Origin of the sequence: Cytobacillus sp., from assembly GCF_032154635.1 — a bacterium.
In the GTDB taxonomy this organism is placed as follows: domain Bacteria; phylum Bacillota; class Bacilli; order Bacillales; family Cytobacillaceae; genus Cytobacillus.
Window position 1 is genome coordinate 43,050 of record NZ_JALDXW010000026.1, and the last position, 19,091, is coordinate 62,140.

A 19,091-nucleotide genomic window follows, 5' to 3' on the forward strand; every position below is an offset into this window, starting at 1 on the left:
CTCGCTGTGACATTTATTATTATAGCATAGATAGTGATAAATTCAATTGTAAGTTTTTGTAATTACATTTTCTGTCTTTCTCTGAAAGCACGCTCTACTTCACGTTTGGCTTCTTTCTTTTTCAAATCCTCACGCTTGTCGTATTTCTTTTTCCCTTTTGCAAGACCGATTAACACCTTCGCATACCCATTTTTCAAATAAAGCTTTAATGGGACAAGAGAATAGCCAATTTCTTTCGTTTCTCCAATTAGCTTGCTAATTTCTTTATTATGCAGAAGCAGTTTTCTTTCTCGGAGTGGATCATGGTTATAGCGGTTGCCCTGTTCATAAGGACTAATGTGCATCCCTATTAAAAAAACTTCCCCTTTTTCAATCCGAGCATAGGAATCTTTCAAATTAACCTTTCCTTGGCGGATTGATTTAATTTCCGTCCCTTGCAAGACTATCCCGGCTTCGTATGTCTCTTCTATAGAATAGTCATGATAGGCCTTTTTATTTTGCGCGATCATTTTCCCTGCGCCTTTTGGCATTGCCATTCCCCCTTGCCTCTTCTAATCTGTCAGTTCGTTTTTGGGGGCTGTCAGATAGAATAAAGTTTTTTATATTGTACCAAAAAAATAGAGGTCACTCAATGAATAGCCTTTCCAATCTAAGGTAAAGCCTTACTAGTATTGGCTCTTTTTAGTTAACGGTTTCTTTTCTTGTGATCCTATTTTCTATTTTTTCTTTTGAAGGGTACAAGTCGACTTCTCCTTTTACCACCTTCTCGCTTTTTTACTCTTCACGGACACAAGACAACTTCTCTTGTTACCGTTGCTCACCTTTTTCTCTCTTCACGGGCACAAGACAACCTCCCTTGTTACCGCGGTCTCACCTTTTTCTCTCTTCACGGGCACAAGACAACCTCTCTTGTTACCGCGGTCTCACCTTTTTCTCTCTTCACGGGCACAAGACAACCTCCCTTGTTACCGTAGTCTCAACTTTTTCTCTCTTCACGGACACAAGACAACCTCTCTTGTTACCGTATCTCACCTTTCTTCACTCTTCACGGGCACATGGTTACTACATTTTCAACCATGTGCCCTCATTTTCTATTCTCATAGCGACTTATCTTTGCCCAAATACCTGCGGACTAGCGTTTCTTATTTTTCCGCTTTGCTATTGGTGCATTTTCGTAGTATTTTCTCGACTTTTTCGGCTTTTTCTTTCCATCGCTAGACCCTGTGCCTGTGCGATTGCGACTTCCAGCGGCTTGGTCAGATTTGCCTTTACGCGGTTTGCGTTCGCTGCTTCCAGTTCGGAAAATCTTCGGCTTTTCCTTTGTTTCCAGTCTGCGCGTCCCTTTCATGCCGACAATTTCAAAATCGATTGAACGCTCTTCCTTATTCACTTTTACAACACGGACGGTAATTTCATCACCTATGCGGAACACATTGCCAGTCCGCTCGCCGATCATTGCTAAATGGCGCTCATCGTAGCGGTAATAATCATCCGTCATATAGCTAACGTGAATGAGGCCTTCAATTGTATTCGGAAGCTCAACAAACATTCCAAAGTTTGTGACTGAACTAATAATCCCGTCATACTCTACGCCAATTTTATCTTCCATGTATTCCGCTTTTTTCAGTTCATCCGTTTCCCGTTCTGCTTCGACTGCTCTCCGCTCCATATTTGAAGAGTGCTCGGCAATATCAGGAAGCTGTGCATTCCATTTTTCTCTTGTTGCTTGATCGAGCTTGCCTTCAATTAAATACGTACGGATCAATCGGTGGACAATTAAATCCGGGTATCTGCGAATCGGTGATGTGAAATGGGTGTAAAATTCTGTTGATAACCCAAAGTGACCCAAGCTTTCTGGATCGTATTTTGCTTGTTGCATCGAGCGAAGCATGACCGTTGAAACAACCATTTCCTCTGGTTTTCCTTGGACTTCCTCGATAATTTCCTGCAGGGCACGAGGATGGACTGAATTGGCTGTTCCTCTCACGATATAACCGAAATTGATGATAAACTCAAAGAACCTTCTTAGCTTATCTTCCTTCGGGTCCTCGTGGATTCGATAGATGAATGGTACCTCCATCCAATGAAAATGCTCAGCTACAGTTTCATTTGCTGCTAGCATGAATTCTTCAATTAGTCTTTCAGCAACCGAACGTTCACGAATAACAACATCATTTGGCTTGCCTTCTTCATCAACAATGACTTTTGCTTCTTTGAAATCAAAGTCAATAGCCCCACGCTTCATTCGCTTGCTTCGTAAAATTTGTGCAAGTTCTTCCATAAGCTGAAACATAGGGACAAGCGGCTCATACCGTTGCATAAGCTCTTCATCTTGATCCTCTAGAATTTTATTCACATCCGAATAAGTCATTCTCTCCGTTGTTTTAATCACACTTTGGAAGATTTCATGCGAAACGACCTCTCCACCAGGAGCAATCTCCATCTCACATGATAGTGTTAACCGGTCTACCTTTGGATTCAATGAGCATATTCCATTTGATAAGCGGTGAGGAATCATTGGAATGACGCGATCAACTAAATATATACTTGTTGCACGATCTGCTGCTTCACGGTCAATCGCTGAATCCTCACGAACATAATGGGTAACATCTGCGATATGTACACCCAGCTTATAGTTGCCATTTTCAAGCTTCGTAACAGTGACCGCATCATCTAAATCCTTCGCATCTGCCCCATCAATCGTGACAATCGTTTGATCTCTTAAATCCCGCCGATTTGCCAGTTCACTTGGATCAATGGTTTCAGACGTATTGGTTGCTTGCTCGAGCACTTCATCTGGAAACTCCATTGGAAGACTATGCTTATGGATAACAGAAAGAATATCAACACCCGGATCATTTTTATGACCAAGGATTTGTACGACTTCCCCTTCTGCACTTTTTCTGCCTTCTGGATAGGTTGTTAACTTAACAACTACCTTATGGCCTTCGACTGCGCCAAGAGAAGCTGATTTCGGGATAAATATATCACTGGTGAACTTCTTATCATCAGGGAGAACGAACCCAAAATTTTTACTTTCTGTATACGTTCCGACAATTTGCGTAATCCCGCGCTCTAGAACACGTACAATCGTGCCTTCTCTTCTTTGACCTGAGGTTTCTGAACTAACACGTGCTAGAACAATATCTCCATGCATTGCATTATTCGTTTCATTTGGCGGGATAAATATATCGTCCATTCCCGGCTCATCTGGAATCACAAAAGCAAAGCCTTTTGCATGTCCTGTCAGCTTCCCGCGGATGAGATTCATCTTTTCTGGCAAGCCGTAGCGATTGCTTCTTGTTCGTACGACAAGGCCTTTCTCCTCCATCATCACAAGCGCTTTAACAAAATCTTTAAAATCAGAAGAATCCTCGATTCCAAATGCGGATTCCATTTCCTGTACAGTAAGCGGCTTGTATGCCTCATCCTTCATGTAGTACAGGAGCTTATCTATTATCTTTTGGATATTATTTTCCATTCAATATCCCCTCCTTTTCTTTTATTCTTCCCAATCTAGCTTTTCTAAAAACTGATACACATCCTCATGAAGCTGGTCCCGTTCTTTATCAAGTGTAATCACGTGTCCTGATTCCTCAAACCATTTGATTTCTTTCAAATCCGCTTCCACTTCATTAAAAATAATGTTCGCACTTTCCGTATTGATCATATGATCATCTCTCGCTTGAACAACGAAAGTAGGAGAATAAATCATATCCACGTGATTGCGAACATCTGCAATTAACTCCTGAAGCGCTTTTAAGGTGTTCATCGGCGTTTTTTGAAAGTCTGCCATCTCTTGTTCAATTTGCGCCTCAGATTTCCCCTCCAGCTGCTTATATTGTCGGGCATATTGCAGAATTCCTTCATACATTACTTCTTCGCTCTTTATATGCATGGGTGCACACATAGGGATAATTCCCTTAACAGGTACAGTGTAACCTAATTTCAAGGAAAATACGCCTCCTAATGATAGCCCTGCAACAGCAATTTCCTGATGCCCGCTATTTTTCAAGAATTCATATCCATCCATAACGTCTTTCCACCAGTCTTCAGGTCCGGTATGAACAAGCTCCTCAGGAGGTACCCCATGTCCCTTGTATTGAGGCGCATGGCATGTGTAGCCCTTTCCCTCTAAAAAACGTCCCATCATTCGTACATCCGCTGTATTCCCCGTAAATCCATGCAGCAGCAGTACCGCCCTTTTTCCATTTCCAAAAGTAAACGGCTTTGGTGTAACAATTTTCATCTATTTAATACTCCTTTATGTAAAATTCATTATCTACTATTTTTAACAAAACCAACGAAAAAAACCTGACCTAATGAAGGCCAGGCAATTTTTTATAACGCGAAATAGGATACTCCAATAGTTAAAAGAAAAAATAAGACTGCAAGAACCAGCGTAATGCGGTGAAGAATTAGATCCAGCCCGCGTGCTTTTTGTTTTCCAAAAAGCTGCTCTGCTCCCCCAGAAATGGCACCGGATAGACCAGCACTTTTACCTGATTGCAGAAGTACGACAACAATAAGTCCGACAGATACAATAACCAATAGTGTGATTAATAGTGCATGCATAAAAGCCCACCTCCTGAAAACGAACCTTTTACAGTATTTTTAATTTTATCATAGTTGTGTTTTATTGGCAATAGAATTCAGAATTTGGTCATATTGCACTGAAGGAATGCTTTACTTAGTATCGAAATCTATTTGGAAAAGGAGTGATTATTTTGATTTTAAAAGAGATATCGAAACCAAGCAGTATTTTAAAGTTGGAGGCATTGATACGGCGCATACCTGCAGATCATGCTAGGAATACTGAAATAAAGGAAGATCTAAGAAAAAGGCAAGCTGGCTATAATGGGGAACGAGCAATATCCTATTACTTAGATTTTCTGCCTGAAAAAGATTATTTTGTTTTTCATGATCTTCGTCTTCCCAGCGGTCATCACTATTTTCAAATCGATTACCTCATTCTCAGCCGCCGTCTAGCGTTTATCCTCGAATGCAAGAATTTCTACGGTACTTTACTTCTTGAAGATTCGTTTAACCAACTTATTCGAACAGCAAATGATAAAGAAGAAGGTTTTCATAATCCCCTTGTTCAAGCCAGGTGGCATCAGCAGCAACTAACCACATTTCTTAGCAGTCATGGCTACTCTCAGATTCCCATCGATTATTTAGTTGCCTTCAGCAGCCCCTCAACGATTATAAAATCCAATTCTCGTAATCCATCCATTTTGAAAAAGATCGTACATGGGTATTATCTGCTGGAACGTCTGAATGAAATGGAAAGAGTGTATAAAAATGATGTAATAGATAGGAAGGGCATGAGGAAATTATGTAAGCTGCTGCTTAAAAGTCATGTTCCAAGTAATCAGGATATTCTGCTGAAATATGGGTTAGCAAAATCAGAGGTGATAAAGGGGGTACAATGTCCAAGTTGCCTATCATTTGGAATGGTTCGCTTACGGAGAAAGTGGTTTTGCGAAAAATGTGGGTGCTTTGATAAAAATGCACATGTTGAAGCAGTAAAAGATTTCTTTCTCTTGATGAATTCAACGATGTCTAACAAGCAATTTCGCGAATTTACACATTTAACATCCGTAGATATGGCATCCAAGCTGCTTATGCGAATGAATCTGCCAAGTTCGGGAGCAAACAAAGGGAGAGTATACCATCCTCAGTAAGATATTCGCTGTCATGCAGCTTTTATTGGACAAAAAAATGATATATTCGCCGTCCACCTCGATATATTGGACAAAAATGAATTATATTCGCCGTCACAACAATTATATTCGCCAAACAACAAAAAGGCGGCCACAATGGCCGCCCTCTTCATTTACTTCTTCAAATTATAGAAAGACTTCAATCCATCATATACTGCTAAATCGCCAAGCTCGTCTTCGATGCGAAGAAGCTGATTGTATTTCGCAATACGATCTGTACGGGACATCGATCCTGTCTTGATTTGGCCTGCATTTGTTGCAACAGCGATGTCAGCAATTGTTGCATCTTCTGTTTCACCAGAACGGTGAGAAACGACAGCTGTGTAGCCTGCACGCTTCGCCATTTCAATCGCATCAAAAGTTTCAGTTAATGTACCGATTTGGTTTACTTTAATTAGAATGGAGTTGCCTACGCCTTGCTCAATGCCTTGAGCTAATTTCTTCGTATTTGTAACGAATAGGTCATCCCCTACAAGCTGTACTTTTCCGCCGATGCGTTCAGTAAGAAGCTTGTGGCCTTCCCAGTCGTTTTCATCTAATCCATCTTCAATAGAGATGATTGGGAATTCGTTTACGAGCTCTTCATAGAAGTTGACCATGTCTTCTGAAGTTAAGCCTGTGCGGCCTTCGCCTGCAAGATCATATTTGCCTGTTTCTTTGTTAAAGAACTCAGATGAAGCAACGTCCATTGCAAGATAAATATCTTTGCCTGCTTCGTATCCAGCATTCTTGATTGCTTCAATAATTACTTCTAATGCTTCACGGTTTGAACCAAGGTTTGGAGCGAATCCGCCTTCATCACCTACAGCTGTATTCAAGCCTTTGCCAGATAAAACTTTCTTCAAAGAATGGAATACTTCCGCACCCATGCGGATGGCTTCTTTAAAAGTAGGTGCGCCAACAGGCATGATCATGAATTCTTGGAAATCCACATTGTTATCTGCATGAGATCCGCCGTTGATGATGTTCATCATTGGAGTCGGGAGCTGCTTCGCATTGAATCCGCCAAGGTAGCGGTATAATGGAAGACCTACTGATTCTGCCGCTGCATGTGCGCAAGCCATTGATACACCAAGGATCGCATTTGCACCAAGTTTGCCCTTGTTCTCTGTTCCATCTAGTTCGATCATGGTGCGGTCGATGCCTACCTGATCTGTTACATCCATGCCAATTACAGCATCAGCAATCAAATTGTTCACATTGTCTACTGCTTTTTGCACACCTTTTCCAAGGTAGCGTGACTTGTCTCCGTCACGAAGCTCCACTGCTTCATATTCACCAGTTGATGCACCAGATGGGACCATTGCGCGGCCAAAGAATCCTGATTCTGTTAAAACTTCTACTTCAACTGTCGGATTTCCGCGAGAATCTAAAACTTCACGAGCATATACATGTTGGATAAATGGCATATTCATTCTCTCCTTTAATTTCAGCTTTTATTTTTTTATTAACGTAGTCCCTGTCATTTCAGTTGGTTTTTCAAGCCCAAGAAGGTCTAGCATCGTTGGAGCAAGATCTCCAAGAATGCCGTTATCTCGAAGCTGTACACCATTTTGCGTAATAATCACGGGTACTGGATTCGTTGTATGTGCGGTCATCGGCTGTCCTTCTAATGTAATCACTTCATCCGCGTTCCCGTGGTCTGCAGTAATAATCACTTTTCCGCCTTTTTCTACAATAAGATCAACAATTCTTCCAAGGCATTCATCAACTGTTTCTACTGCCTTAATTGTTGGTTCAAGCATCCCAGAATGCCCAACCATATCAGGGTTAGCGAAGTTTAGAATAATTGCATCCTGCTGATCTGCCTCTATCTCTTTTATCAAGGCATCTGTTACCTCGTAAGCACTCATTTCCGGCTTTAAATCATATGTAGCAACCTTAGGTGAGTTGATTAAAATCCGTTTTTCACCCGGAAATTCCGCTTCACGCCCGCCGCTCATAAAAAAGGTAACATGCGGGTATTTCTCTGTTTCTGCAATTCGCAGCTGTTTCAAGCCATTTTGTGACAATACCTCTCCAAGCGTATTATCTAGGTTACTTGGTTCAAATGCAACATAGCCATCAACTGTTTCACTAAAATGCGTTAAGCAAACGAAAAACAGATGATCCGGATGCTTCGGACCTCTATCAAACGAACGGAAATCTTTATTCGTGAACGTGTTCGAAATTTGAATCGCCCGATCTGGTCGGAAATTATAGAATATCACTGCATCATTGTCTTGAATTGTTGCCACTGGTTCCCCATTTTCTCTAGTAATAACCGAAGGGATGACGAATTCATCAAAGATTCCATGCCGATAATTATCCTCAACTAAATCAATCGCATTCGAGTAGCTCGGACCTTCGCCGTAAACCATCGAGCGGTATGACTTTTCTACACGTTCCCAGCGCTTATCCCGGTCCATAGAGTAATAGCGGCCAGAGATTGTGGCGAATTCACCGACACCGTATTCCTTCATTTTTTCCTCAGCCGCATGTATAAAGCTTTCTGCTGTTTGGGGACCTACATCCCGTCCATCTAAAAATCCATGAACATAGACGTTTTCAACACCTTCTTCTGCAGCTAAATGCAGAAGCGCATAAAGGTGATTAATATGACTGTGCACACCACCGTCTGAAAGCAAGCCCATTAAATGGAGACTTGTTCCATTTTTCTTTACATGGTTAATGGCTTTTAAAAAGGTTTCATTTTTATCAAACTTGCCTTCACGAATCGCTACATTTACTCTTGTAAGGCTTTGATAAACCACACGGCCTGCGCCAATGTTTAAATGTCCTACCTCTGAATTTCCCATTTGTCCTTCTGGCAAACCGACTGCTTCCCCGCAAGCAGTTAAGGTTGCATGGGGATAGGTATTCCAATAGCGGTCAAAGTTTGGCTTTTTTGCATGTGAAACGGCATTTCCTTTTTCTTCATCTCTTAGCCCAAAGCCATCCAGGATGATTAATGCAACAGGTGACTTACTCATATTGCCCTGCCTCCAATAATTGCAGGAACGATTGTGCTTCTAAGCTAGCGCCTCCTACTAAAGCGCCATCGATATCAGGCTGGGACATATATTCTTTAATGTTACCAGGCTTTACACTGCCGCCATACTGAATTCGTACAGCATCTGCAGCCGCTTCTGAAAATTGCTCTTTCACCACTTGGCGAATATGGGCACATACTTCATTCGCATCTTCAGCAGTAGAAGATTTCCCTGTTCCAATCGCCCAGATTGGTTCATAAGCAATAACTGTTTGTTTTACTTGTTCTTCAGTCAAGCCTTGCAATGCCTTTTCTATTTGTGAGCCGACAAACGCCATGGTTTCGCCATTCTCCCGTTGTTCAAGCGTTTCTCCACAGCATACAATTGGAGTTAGATTGTGCTTGAAAGCAGCCAATGTTTTTTTATTTACTGCTTCATCTGTTTCATTAAACATTTCACGGCGTTCAGAATGACCGAGAATGACATATCTTACACCGATTTCTTCTAACGCCACCGGGCTAATTTCCCCCGTAAAAGCACCGCTTTCTTCAAAATGCATATTTTGTGCACCAATGCCCACATTTGAGCCTACTAAGCGCCCCAAAAATAAAGCTGGCGCACAAATAACCGTTTCTACTTTATCCTTATCTGGGATAGAGCCAGTGATTTCATCTAAGAAAGCTTTCGCCTCCGGTAAAGTTTTATGCATTTTCCAGTTACCTGCAATGATTGGTTTACGCATATGGTACATCCTTTCATGCAAAATTTTTTGTTAAACAGAGGTAAGCCGCTTCCGCTTTTCTTTGTCCAGCTCCTGCGGCTAGGGGCTCGAGGTCATAAGTCATTCCATCAAGAAGGGTAAAGTACAACCTTCCTGCTGGACTGCCTTATGCTTGTCGCCCCTGGTCCAGCCGCTTCCGCTTTTCTTTGTCCAGCTCCTGCGGCTAGGGGCTCGAGGTCATAAGTCATTCCATCAAGAAGGGTAAAGTACAACCTTCCTGCTGGACTGCCTTATGCTTGTCGCCCCTGGTCCAGCCGCTTCCGCTTTTCTATTTATCATTTAGCGCGACTACACCAGGTAAAGCTTTGCCTTCCATAAACTCTAAGGAGGCACCGCCGCCAGTGGAAATATGGCTCATACGGTCAGCAAGATAGAATTTTTCTACAGCTGCTGCTGAGTCTCCACCGCCAATGACAGAATATGTATCGTTTGCTTCTGCTAAAGCTTCCGCCACAGCTCGTGTTCCGCCAGCAAATTTATCCCATTCAAACACACCCATCGGTCCATTCCAAATGACTAGCTTGGAATTTTGGATCACATCACTGTAGATTTCAGCCGTTTTTGGTCCGATATCTAGCGCTTGCCAATCAGCTGGAATGTCTTCAATTGCCACCGTTTCTGTGTTTGCTTCCGTAGAGAAATCGTCAGCAATGACAGCGTCAACAGGCATATAAAAGTTAACTCCCTTTTCTTGCGCTTTTTTCATAAATGATTTTGCTAAATCTATTTTATCTTCTTCTAAAAGTGATTTTCCTATTTCATGGCCATTTGCCTTTACGAACGTATAAGCCAAGCCGCCGCCAATGATTAAGTTATCTACCTTATCAAGCAGATTTTCAATCACGCCAATTTTATCCTTTACTTTTGCCCCACCGATAATCGCTGTAAATGGGCGCTCAGGATTAGATAAAGCCTTACCTAACACATCTAGCTCTTTCTCCATTAGAAGTCCTGATACAGCCGGAAGATGATGAGCTATTCCTTCTGTTGAAGCATGTGCACGGTGTGCAGCACCGAACGCATCATTCACATAAATGTCAGCTAAATCAGCAAAGGCTTTTGCTAGCTCTGGATCATTTTTTTCCTCGCCTGGATAGAAACGAACATTTTCAAGAAGCATCACATCTCCTTCATTCATTGTTTCTATCGTTTCTTTAACCGTATCTCCATATGCCTCATCTGCTTTTTTTACCTCTTTCCCAAGAAGCTCAGATAAACGAGCAGCGACCGGTGTCAGGCGCAGTTCCTCGACAACCTGTCCCTTTGGACGCCCAAGATGGCTGGCTAAAATTACTTTTGCTCCCTGGTCTGTTAAGTATTGAATCGTTGGCAGTGCAGCGCGGATTCGTGTTTCATCAGTCACTTTGCCATCTTTCATCGGTACATTGAAATCCACACGGCAAAATACCTTTTTCCCTTTTAAATCCACATCTTTAACGCTTTTTTTGTTCATCGCAAAATGACCCCCACATTTTTTTACAAATAAGTAGTACTTGCTTTGTTCTTCACTAAGCAAAAAAAATTGCGAAAACTCATCATAGAAAAAGGAGAGGGGGTTGTTCCCCGCTCCCCTTTACCATATATCATTATAGACGTTTGCACTTTCAATTTCCAATATGTTTAAAACATTCCAGGGGAATTTTATAAGCCTTTTTCTGCGATGTATTCTACAAGGTCTACTACACGGTTAGAATAGCCGCTTTCATTGTCATACCAAGAAATGACCTTCACCATGCTTCCTTCCATTACCATTGTAGATAGGGCATCAATGGTTGATGAAGCAGCGTCTCCATTGTAATCCGAAGATACAAGCGGTTCTTCACTGTATGCTAAGATGCCTTTTAATTCACCTTCAGCCGCCTCTTTAAATGCTGCGTTTACTTCTTCAGCTGTCACTTCTTTTTCTAATTCAGCAACTAAATCAACTAATGAAACGTTTGGCGTTGGGACACGTACAGCTCCGCCATTTAATTTGCCCTTTAATTCAGGCAATACAAGGGAAACAGCTTTGGCAGCCCCAGTTGTTGTTGGAATGATATTTTCAGCTGCCGCACGGGCACGACGGTAATCTTTATGCGGCAAATCAAGAATTTGCTGGTCATTTGTATAAGAGTGAATCGTTGTCATCATTCCACGCTTAATGCCAAATTTATCATTCAGCACTTTAGCAAAAGGTGCAAGACAGTTTGTTGTACATGATGCATTGGAAATTACATGATGGTTTGCTGGGTCATAGCTATCATGGTTTACACCCATAACGACTGTAATATCTTCATTCGTTGCAGGTGCAGAAATAATGACTTTCTTTGCTCCCGCCTCTAAATGCTTCGCTGCGTCCTCACGCTTCGTAAAACGACCAGTTGATTCAATAACTACTTCAACACCTAAGTCTCCCCATCCAAGCTGAGCAGGATCACGTTCTGCAATAACTTTTACTTTACGTCCGCCTACTACAAGATAATCTCCATCAACAGATACATCTTCGTTTAATGTTCCGTGAACAGAATCATATTTTAGAAGATGTGCCAGCATATTTGCATCTGTTAAATCATTTACTGCGACAATCTCTATATTAGGGTTCTTTAATGCTGCCCGAAAAACGACACGACCAATTCTTCCAAATCCATTTATTCCAACTTTTACTGCCATTTTAACTTCCTCCCTTGTAGGATAAATTATATTGAAAAAGGGTAATTACCCTTCTAATAAACATTTCGCAGCGCCTTCATCCGTAACTAGCACTGTTGATTGCGGTGCTTGTTTCATATAAGCGGCAATTGCTTTTGCCTTTGTTTTGCCTCCTGCAACTGCAATAACATGCGGAATAGCAGAAAGATCCTGAAGCTGGAGTCCAATCGTTTGAACTTTATGAACGACCTCGCCATTTCTATTGAAATAATAGCCGAAAGCCTCCCCTTCCGCCTGTGCACTTTTAATTTTTGCTAGATCTTCGCTGCTTGATTTTCGGCGCTCTGCCATTGTAATAGCGTCTCCAATCCCATGTAAAACCATGCTTGCTGACTTTATTAGTTTCAGAACTTCGCTAATTTCCCGTTCTTTACTAATGGATTCATACATTTCCTGACTCACTTGATCCGGGATATATAAGACACGATGCTTAGAATCCGTTTTGTCAGCCATTGCTGCACAAATGGAGTTGGCTTGATTTTTTACATCCTCACCTATTCCTCCTCTAGCAGGGACAAAAAGACAGCTTTGCGAAGCTTCTACAGGTGTTAACATTTCCGCCACGGCTGCAATGGTTGAGCCTCCTGTTACAGCAATAATATTTTCCCCTGTAAGATTGGATTTCATCCGATTGGCAGCAGCTCTGCCTAGTTCTGGTTTCACCCACGGCGATTCATCGCAATCACCAGAGACAATGATAACCTTCTGAATGCCCAGCTTACGCTGCAAATTCTCCTCCATCTCACTAATTCCTGAGATTTCTCTAATAACACTGCTTAGCTTATCAAGCAAATCCTTGCCATCAGAAGTTAGGCTCATCCCTGAGGTTGAAGAGGTAATCAGCTTTTGGTCTTTTAAAAATTCAACCTCACTTCTTAATACCCTTTCTGTTAAGCCTAAACTCAGACTCAAGCTTCTTCTGCCTACAGGTTCCATTAGTCCAATGTAATGTAGAATATGATAGCGTTTTTGCATAATGGTTAATAAATCAGGCAATAATCTTTTTTGAACATCAATTAATGAGTACATTGATTTTATCCTCCTGGACACTTTTAGTCCCTCGTAGACATATTATGTCCCGATTGAAGCAAAAAAAATCACTCCTGCTATACATTCATTTTAACAGGAGGAATGATTGAATTCAATTAAAAAGATTTACTTTTTTCTGAAAACGCTTCACTAATGGTTAGATAATCAACTTGTCCATATTGAATTTCTTCCCCATCAATTTCAACAACCGGAATCATAATTCCATACTTTTCCGTCAATTCATCACTCGTATCAATATCTATTTCTTCAAGGATAAACTCCCATTCTTCCTTTAATTCCAAAATGATTTTTTTTGCCTTATCACATAATGAGCAGCGGCTGCGTGTATAGAGCACAAGTGTACGTTTTTTCACGGCTATTCTCCCTTCATTCATAGCGTTTCCTTTTCGATGAAGAAGGAATTCCGAGCTGATCCCGGTATTTCGCAATCGTTCTTCGCGAAACAACCATCCCTTCTTGTTCTTCTAGTAAACGAACGATTTCCTGATCAGATAATGGCTTCTGCTTATTCTCACCCTCCACTAATTGGCTGATAATCGTCTTCACTTGCTTCGATGAGGTATTCTCATCTGATGTAGTCTTTATCGTGCTTGAGAAGAAAGATCTTAATTCATACGTACCAAAAGGAGTTTGTGCATACTTTTCTCTAACCGCTCGACTGACTGTTGACTCATGAATTTCAAGTTCATCTGCAATCTCCTTCATTGTCATCGGGCGTAAGTATGCAGGCCCATTCATAAAAAAGTCCCGCTGTTTTTCTACTATTTTCAAGGAAACCTTTGTTAATGTTTCTTTTCTTTGCTCAATGCTCTTCATGATCCATTGATAATCCTGCTGATTTTCCTGAATAAAGCGATTGACTTGTTTATCTTGATTGGAAGAGAACTTTTTATAATACTCGCTGTTAAAACTAATTTTCGGCAGCGCCTCATCAAATATGCTTACAGTAAAGGATTCCCCATCCCATTTAATCACAACATCTGGCACTATGTAAGCAGACTTTTCGTGTTGAAAGAAGGAAGCTGGTCTAGGATTTAACGTTTGAATAAAATCGAATACCTCTTGTATCTCATTTAATTTTACGCTGAGCGCTTTTGATATGTCCTTCCATTTCTTTTCAGCAAAAGGAAGGAAGTGCTTTTCCACGATTTCTTCTGCGAGTACATTTCTTTTTTCACATCGCTGTAATTGCAATAAGAGGCATTCCTGTAAATTCCGGGCACCTATCCCAGCGGGTTCTAATCCTTGCAGTAGTTTAAGATGTTCATATACTTCTTCTTCCGATATATTAAAATGAGCGGCTACCTCACTTACCTCCGCACGGAAGTAACCGTTTTCATCAATACACTCAATTAAATAATCAAATACTTTTTTTCCATTTATAGTTAATCGATTGAGATCAATCTGTGACGTTAAATATTCATCTAAATAAGTCACTTTTTCTCCAATCTGTTCAATCCAGTTTTGCTTATCTTTATCTACTTTCTTTCGAGTAGGCTTCACTCGATCCTTCCGGGGGTCCATCGCTTGCACATTGCCGGGCTCAATCTGCAGTAAAGGGTTCTCTAATGCTTTATTCTCTAGGAAGGCAGAAAGCTCCTGTGCATTATATTGCAGTAAGGCAATTGCCTGCGTCAGCTCTTGCGTCATTGTTAGCTTCAAAGTCTGCTGCTGCCATAATCCTGCTTGTAAGTTCATCTTAATCCCCCCTCGTGTTCATTTTACAATAAGGCGAAGGAATGTTGTATGGAAAAATATTGGCATAGGGAAGTCTTGCAGAGTTGTTCAAAACAAAAAAGTGATGAAGTGGATACTTCAATCACTTTATAATAATATAGAAGATTCTTCAATTATTTAAGTAACATGCAAACTATACTTTCTCCTCACTTAACCTGAAAACCCTCTGGCTAATTGTCCTGTAGACACATAAGCCAGAGGGTTTTACTATAGGGGGAGTATACAGCCTTACAACTATAGGTGAATGAAATAAGTGTAGATTTTTTCTTTCTTTGTAGTAAAGTCTACTATAGGTACTTTTTTTCTTACTCAAATAAACTGACCCAAGTCTCTTCCATGTCTGCTTGATTCCTACTCCCCATTATTTATAACAGGGTAGAAATCTCTTTTTATATTGACAGATAAAATTTAGTTTACTATTTTGAAATAAGTTTTAGAGATTGTCCACTCATACATCTGTTAGGTAATTATCTATTTTTTTAATGCTGATCCGGTAAATCCAACGTTACTATTACCGGGCTAAGATTTTGATTAGCTCCTTGTTCTAAAGGTATAATATGATTGGCTCCTATTCCTATTGAACACCCAAAAACAATTGCACTTACGACAAAAGATCTTATTTTTTTCACTTTGTTCCCTCCTTTTAATAGAACTTTACCAAATATCCTTCAACCCTGAATAATAGCTAGTCTCTCATTATTGCTCCGATACATTCTCTACGCTCATTTTATCTTCAATTTTTACAAATTAATATAATTATTGGAATACTTTCGACAATAATTTACAAATTTTCCGATAACTCATAACTCAATAATCTCTTTTTATACGTATTCACCAAATCTATGTATACGTAATTTTCTTGTATTTCAAAGATTTGAATCGCCTTTTCAAAAAATTCCTCAGCTTTTTTTTCTTTTCCCAACCTTGCACAGTTTGACCCGTATTGATAATGCAGTTCTCCTAGCAAATACAATGTTTCTTGTTTTTTACATTTTTTTATCCCTTTTTTGCAATAATTCATAGATTCTTCATATCGTTTCGTATCTGTTAATATTTTTGATAATCCATAGATCAAACGAATTTCAATTAGCTTATCCTTTACTTGAGGAATGTACTTTAATAATTTTAAACCCTCTCTAAAATTTTTTTCTGATTCTTTATAAAGATGAATATCCTTTTGAATGATTGCAATGCTATTCAATATTTCGATTTCACTCTCTAAATAATATTTTTTATTATGTGAGTTTGTTAAAGAAAAAGCATAGTCCAGGAGATCTACAGCAGTTTCTGGTCTATTTTCTATATAATGAATACATATTGCTTCGTGCCATAAGAAAAATTGCTGGTTCTCTTTCGTTTGAAATAAAGGGTTTCGTTTTTCACTTTTAATAATTTCCAATATCTTTTTATAATTTCTTTCCCTTTTTAAGTTCTTGATCATTTCTTTTACTTCATTTACATAATCTAGTCTAGGGGTCTCTACTACATCAAAGAAATAGTTCATATCCACTCCAAGCCTTTTCGCTATTTTATATAAGATGATCGCTGAAGGTATTTCATTGTTATTTTCAATTTTACTAATTTGTGCTTGGGTACAAATTTCTTCAGATAAATCTTTTTGGCTTAAACCCGACATTTTTCTTAAACTTCTGATTGCCTCGCCAATTTGATATTCGTCCAAAGCCCCCACCCTTTTTTAAGTAATTTTCTCCATCTCATATCTATTATATCTTCTATTATCACTTATTCATCTCTTAAAAATGAACATTAAAAACATTCATGAGCATCTGCCCACAACCAAGCATGTAAATGACGGCCTGCCTAATTTTAATCAGACCGATAATTTCTTTTTTACACAAAAAGTGGCTGGAACAAAACGTTTTAATACGTTCCGTACAAACTCATTAAACCACATCATTTAAGAGTATGACCGAAAACATCAAAATATTTACAGAGGTAAATTTAATTAGTGCATTTTTTCTTTTTAAGATTCATTACTTTCTTTGGCAAAAGAAAAAGCACCCAATAAAGGTACTTTAGTAAGATTATTTATAGTTTTGATCCAATTATTTATTAATTTCTCAATATAAGATCTGTTAAAAGGAAACCTACTTAAAAACAATCAAATTATCTGGCGGAATTAACAGGTATAAATCGGAAACGATTTCCAATCTATCCCCCTTCAAAAATACCAGTACCTATGGAATTTCAATGATACAAATACATCAAAAAACAGTAAAAACCCAAAAAAATCTAAGGTATGAAACTCCTTCTAAAGCAAAATTATTAAACAAGAAATCGTTACAATTTCTAGCTATTTTTCATTTAACTGGTCTATTATTTGGTTTCACTAACTTCTCGGAATATGACATCATCCTACTCATTCATTAAAATAGTACTATGTTTGGGTTATTTATTGGTTTAACTAATCTCCTTCTCAATTACTATGTTTATGATCCAATACGATTTATAGTGAGCGATCCAGATCTATATTGAGCACTACCAGTCCCAGACCCAGACACTGTCCTAATAAACACCGTTTCTCCTGCAATTAAATTTGTTTGGACTGTCCTTCCTATCGTGACATCCATAAGAGTATTCCCTTGTAGGCTGCCAATAAAAGCCTCGAATCTTGATCCAACAATCACACCAGTGGAACTACCTTCAATCCAGAATGCTGCTGACCCTCCGAATTCTCCGGATTCTAAAATTACAGTGATGTCCGCGCTAATTTCATAAATACCATTCATTTGGATAGCAATAGAATTCGTTGCGGGACTTGGCACTGTATTTAAACTGGGGCCAGCAGGTGGATCAAACTCTATAAGTCCACCAACCATAACCTCTCTGATTGTATTATCCCCATACAATGAACCGAATGCAGGTGTTACACCTGGGCCTTGTTCTCCTTGAAGTCCTCGTGGTCCTTGAAGTCCTTGTGGTCCCTGTGGTCCTTGTGGTCCCTGTGGTCCCTGTGGTCCTTGTGGCCCAGGAGGACCAATTAATCTTGGTAGCCTTGGCGGTTTTGAACCCGAACTAAGTGGACAGCACCCCTGAAAAGGTTGATTATTGCTGCTCATATCAATCACCTCATATAATTATTCTTCATAAATAATTATATGATTATGATTTAGACAAAGATTGGATGAATCAAAAACTTTATTAATTCAACCTATTTATCTCACATTATGATTTTATAGCACACACTTTGCTTACTTTTCATGTAAATACTTCAAATGGACATCTTGCAAAAAAGCTATATCATCCTAGCGTCAACAAAGAATTGAAGTGATAGAATCAGTATATGGGTTTAAAGGACGATGCACGTCCTTAATGATTTATCTAAAGATTACTAGAAACTATTCAGTGTATGAACGCAACTATTGGCGAGCATTTGAAGAGGCACTGGACATAAGCCCCCCGCATCAAGGGTTAGTTACCAAAAATTAAAAAGAGTTAAAACAAAAAAGATAGTTCTTGAGTTAGAATAATATCTTGAATTATTAAATTTTCTAAACAGGCTGGTTAGCTGAATATCCTCACTACTATATAACTCATCTTTTAGTCGCTACAGAAGCCCGTATAGGGAAAATTTATTCCTTAACATTAAACGATATAATAATATGGAAGCTAGAACGTTAAATATCGATAAAGCACTTGTTAGAGAGACTGAGAATTAAGTAGTAAAGTTAATCACCAAAACAGGAGAAAGTGGTGAACGATTCATTGCTCTTGGTGCCCTTACAATTGAAAGAATGGAATAAATTTCTTTCTGAGTGGGTTATGAAAATGAAAAAGCGACCCAAGTTTTTAATTATCAATTCAGTTGGAGAATTGGTAAAGATGCCAAACTATGCAGATATGCTCAGAACCTTATGCAAACGTCACGAACTAATGCTCGTTACCCTACATATGTTTAGGCATACTCATGAAACTGTCTTGTGGGAATCTGGAGTTGCTGACATAAATTATATTAGGGCACGTCTTGGCGGCACAAATAAAGATGGGTTTTTCAATATACTCGGACAAAAGGCGAACACCCTCAACCGAAATACTTGAAAAACCCATCTTTAACAATATTATAGCGCCCTCGGCAGGAATCGAACCCACATTAATTAACCCTAAAATTGATAAAAT

17 protein-coding genes are annotated in these 19,091 nt (G+C 39.6%); 2 read left to right on the top strand and 15 right to left on the bottom strand.

The annotated features are described in order from the left end of the window. Positions 1-62: 62 nt before the first annotated feature. The 4 genes from smpB to secG form a co-directional block, all read right to left on the bottom strand. The gene (gene smpB / locus RUH74_RS16880; RefSeq protein WP_313802065.1) at positions 63-530 is read right to left on the bottom strand and encodes an SsrA-binding protein SmpB; all 468 of its coding nucleotides are present in this window, start codon (positions 528-530) and stop codon (positions 63-65) included. Between the two features lie 602 nt (positions 531-1,132). Then, positions 1,133-3,481 carry a ribonuclease R gene (gene rnr / locus RUH74_RS16885; protein ID WP_313802067.1) on the bottom strand — a complete coding sequence of 783 codons (2,349 nt, stop codon included), beginning with the start codon at positions 3,479-3,481 and terminating at the stop codon, positions 1,133-1,135. Positions 3,482-3,502: 21 nt separating this feature from the next. Next, positions 3,503-4,249, bottom strand: a complete 747-nt coding sequence (locus RUH74_RS16890) for an alpha/beta hydrolase (RefSeq protein ID WP_313802069.1) — start codon at positions 4,247-4,249, stop codon at positions 3,503-3,505. Positions 4,250-4,341: 92 nt separating this feature from the next. After that, on the bottom strand, positions 4,342-4,575 hold the full coding sequence (gene secG, locus RUH74_RS16895; RefSeq protein WP_313802071.1) for a preprotein translocase subunit SecG: 234 nt from the start codon (positions 4,573-4,575) through the stop codon (positions 4,342-4,344). 152 nt (positions 4,576-4,727) lie between these two features. On the opposite strand from secG, the gene RUH74_RS16900 reads away from it, so the two are divergent. After that, positions 4,728-5,687, top strand: coding sequence for a nuclease-related domain-containing protein (locus RUH74_RS16900; RefSeq protein ID WP_313802073.1), 960 nt, complete (start codon positions 4,728-4,730; stop codon positions 5,685-5,687). A gap of 152 nt (positions 5,688-5,839) precedes the next feature. Here the strand turns inward: RUH74_RS16900 and eno are convergent, their stop codons facing one another. The 11 genes from eno to RUH74_RS16955 all read right to left on the bottom strand — a co-directional run bounded on the left by eno (position 5,840) and on the right by RUH74_RS16955 (position 18,034). Continuing rightward, positions 5,840-7,135 (bottom strand): phosphopyruvate hydratase, encoded by a 1,296-nt coding sequence (gene eno / locus RUH74_RS16905; protein WP_313802075.1) that lies wholly within the window; start codon positions 7,133-7,135, stop codon positions 5,840-5,842. Positions 7,136-7,162: 27 nt separating this feature from the next. Further along, positions 7,163-8,698 (bottom strand): 2,3-bisphosphoglycerate-independent phosphoglycerate mutase, encoded by a 1,536-nt coding sequence (gene gpmI / locus RUH74_RS16910; RefSeq protein ID WP_313802077.1) that lies wholly within the window; start codon positions 8,696-8,698, stop codon positions 7,163-7,165. Next, entirely contained in the window at positions 8,691-9,440 is a 750-nt protein-coding gene (gene tpiA, locus RUH74_RS16915; protein ID WP_313802079.1) for a triose-phosphate isomerase, read from the bottom strand. Before tpiA ends, gpmI begins: the two co-directional genes overlap by 8 nt. A gap of 307 nt (positions 9,441-9,747) precedes the next feature. Beyond that, entirely contained in the window at positions 9,748-10,932 is a 1,185-nt protein-coding gene (locus RUH74_RS16920; protein ID WP_313802081.1) for a phosphoglycerate kinase, read from the bottom strand. A gap of 188 nt (positions 10,933-11,120) precedes the next feature. Then, positions 11,121-12,128: a type I glyceraldehyde-3-phosphate dehydrogenase gene (gene gap, locus RUH74_RS16925; RefSeq protein ID WP_313802083.1), complete on the bottom strand. Its 1,008-nt coding sequence runs from the start codon at positions 12,126-12,128 to the stop codon at positions 11,121-11,123. A 45-nt stretch (positions 12,129-12,173) separates the two neighbouring features. Beyond that, a complete protein-coding gene (locus RUH74_RS16930; protein WP_313802085.1) occupies positions 12,174-13,196 on the bottom strand; it encodes a sugar-binding transcriptional regulator in 1,023 nt (340 codons plus the stop codon). A 116-nt stretch (positions 13,197-13,312) separates the two neighbouring features. Then, the gene (locus tag RUH74_RS16935) at positions 13,313-13,570 is read right to left on the bottom strand and encodes a glutaredoxin family protein (RefSeq protein WP_313802087.1); all 258 of its coding nucleotides are present in this window, start codon (positions 13,568-13,570) and stop codon (positions 13,313-13,315) included. A 13-nt stretch (positions 13,571-13,583) separates the two neighbouring features. Beyond that, positions 13,584-14,915, bottom strand: a complete 1,332-nt coding sequence (rpoN, locus tag RUH74_RS16940; protein ID WP_313802088.1) for an RNA polymerase factor sigma-54 — start codon at positions 14,913-14,915, stop codon at positions 13,584-13,586. 518 nt (positions 14,916-15,433) lie between these two features. Then, the gene (locus tag RUH74_RS16945) at positions 15,434-15,583 is read right to left on the bottom strand and encodes a hypothetical protein (RefSeq protein ID WP_313802089.1); all 150 of its coding nucleotides are present in this window, start codon (positions 15,581-15,583) and stop codon (positions 15,434-15,436) included. 152 nt (positions 15,584-15,735) lie between these two features. Further along, positions 15,736-16,635, bottom strand: coding sequence for a helix-turn-helix domain-containing protein (locus RUH74_RS16950; protein ID WP_313802090.1), 900 nt, complete (start codon positions 16,633-16,635; stop codon positions 15,736-15,738). 769 nt (positions 16,636-17,404) lie between these two features. Continuing rightward, positions 17,405-18,034, bottom strand: coding sequence for a hypothetical protein (locus RUH74_RS16955; protein WP_313802092.1), 630 nt, complete (start codon positions 18,032-18,034; stop codon positions 17,405-17,407). Between the two features lie 709 nt (positions 18,035-18,743). Between RUH74_RS16955 and RUH74_RS16960 the strand changes: the two genes are divergently transcribed. Next, a complete protein-coding gene (locus RUH74_RS16960; RefSeq protein WP_313802094.1) occupies positions 18,744-19,013 on the top strand; it encodes a site-specific integrase in 270 nt (89 codons plus the stop codon). The last annotated feature ends 78 nt before the right edge of the window (positions 19,014-19,091 follow it).

What these genes read in the sequence shown, in the direction of transcription:
- smpB (WP_313802065.1), bottom strand. Translation starts at nt 530, where the DNA reads ATGCCAAAAGGCGCAGGGAAAATGATCGCGCAAAATAAAAAGGCCTAT.
- rnr (WP_313802067.1), bottom strand. Translation starts at nt 3,481, where the DNA reads ATGGAAAATAATATCCAAAAGATAATAGATAAGCTCCTGTACTACATG.
- RUH74_RS16890 (WP_313802069.1), bottom strand. Translation starts at nt 4,249, where the DNA reads ATGAAAATTGTTACACCAAAGCCGTTTACTTTTGGAAATGGAAAAAGG.
- secG (WP_313802071.1), bottom strand. Translation starts at nt 4,575, where the DNA reads ATGCATGCACTATTAATCACACTATTGGTTATTGTATCTGTCGGACTT.
- eno (WP_313802075.1), bottom strand. Translation starts at nt 7,135, where the DNA reads ATGCCATTTATCCAACATGTATATGCTCGTGAAGTTTTAGATTCTCGC.
- gpmI (WP_313802077.1), bottom strand. Translation starts at nt 8,698, where the DNA reads ATGAGTAAGTCACCTGTTGCATTAATCATCCTGGATGGCTTTGGGCTA.
- tpiA (WP_313802079.1), bottom strand. Translation starts at nt 9,440, where the DNA reads ATGCGTAAACCAATCATTGCAGGTAACTGGAAAATGCATAAAACTTTA.
- RUH74_RS16920 (WP_313802081.1), bottom strand. Translation starts at nt 10,932, where the DNA reads ATGAACAAAAAAAGCGTTAAAGATGTGGATTTAAAAGGGAAAAAGGTA.
- gap (WP_313802083.1), bottom strand. Translation starts at nt 12,128, where the DNA reads ATGGCAGTAAAAGTTGGAATAAATGGATTTGGAAGAATTGGTCGTGTC.
- RUH74_RS16930 (WP_313802085.1), bottom strand. Translation starts at nt 13,196, where the DNA reads ATGTACTCATTAATTGATGTTCAAAAAAGATTATTGCCTGATTTATTA.
- rpoN (WP_313802088.1), bottom strand. Translation starts at nt 14,915, where the DNA reads ATGAACTTACAAGCAGGATTATGGCAGCAGCAGACTTTGAAGCTAACA.
- RUH74_RS16955 (WP_313802092.1), bottom strand. Translation starts at nt 18,034, where the DNA reads ATGAGCAGCAATAATCAACCTTTTCAGGGGTGCTGTCCACTTAGTTCG.
- RUH74_RS16960 (WP_313802094.1), top strand. Translation starts at nt 18,744, where the DNA reads ATGAAAAAGCGACCCAAGTTTTTAATTATCAATTCAGTTGGAGAATTG.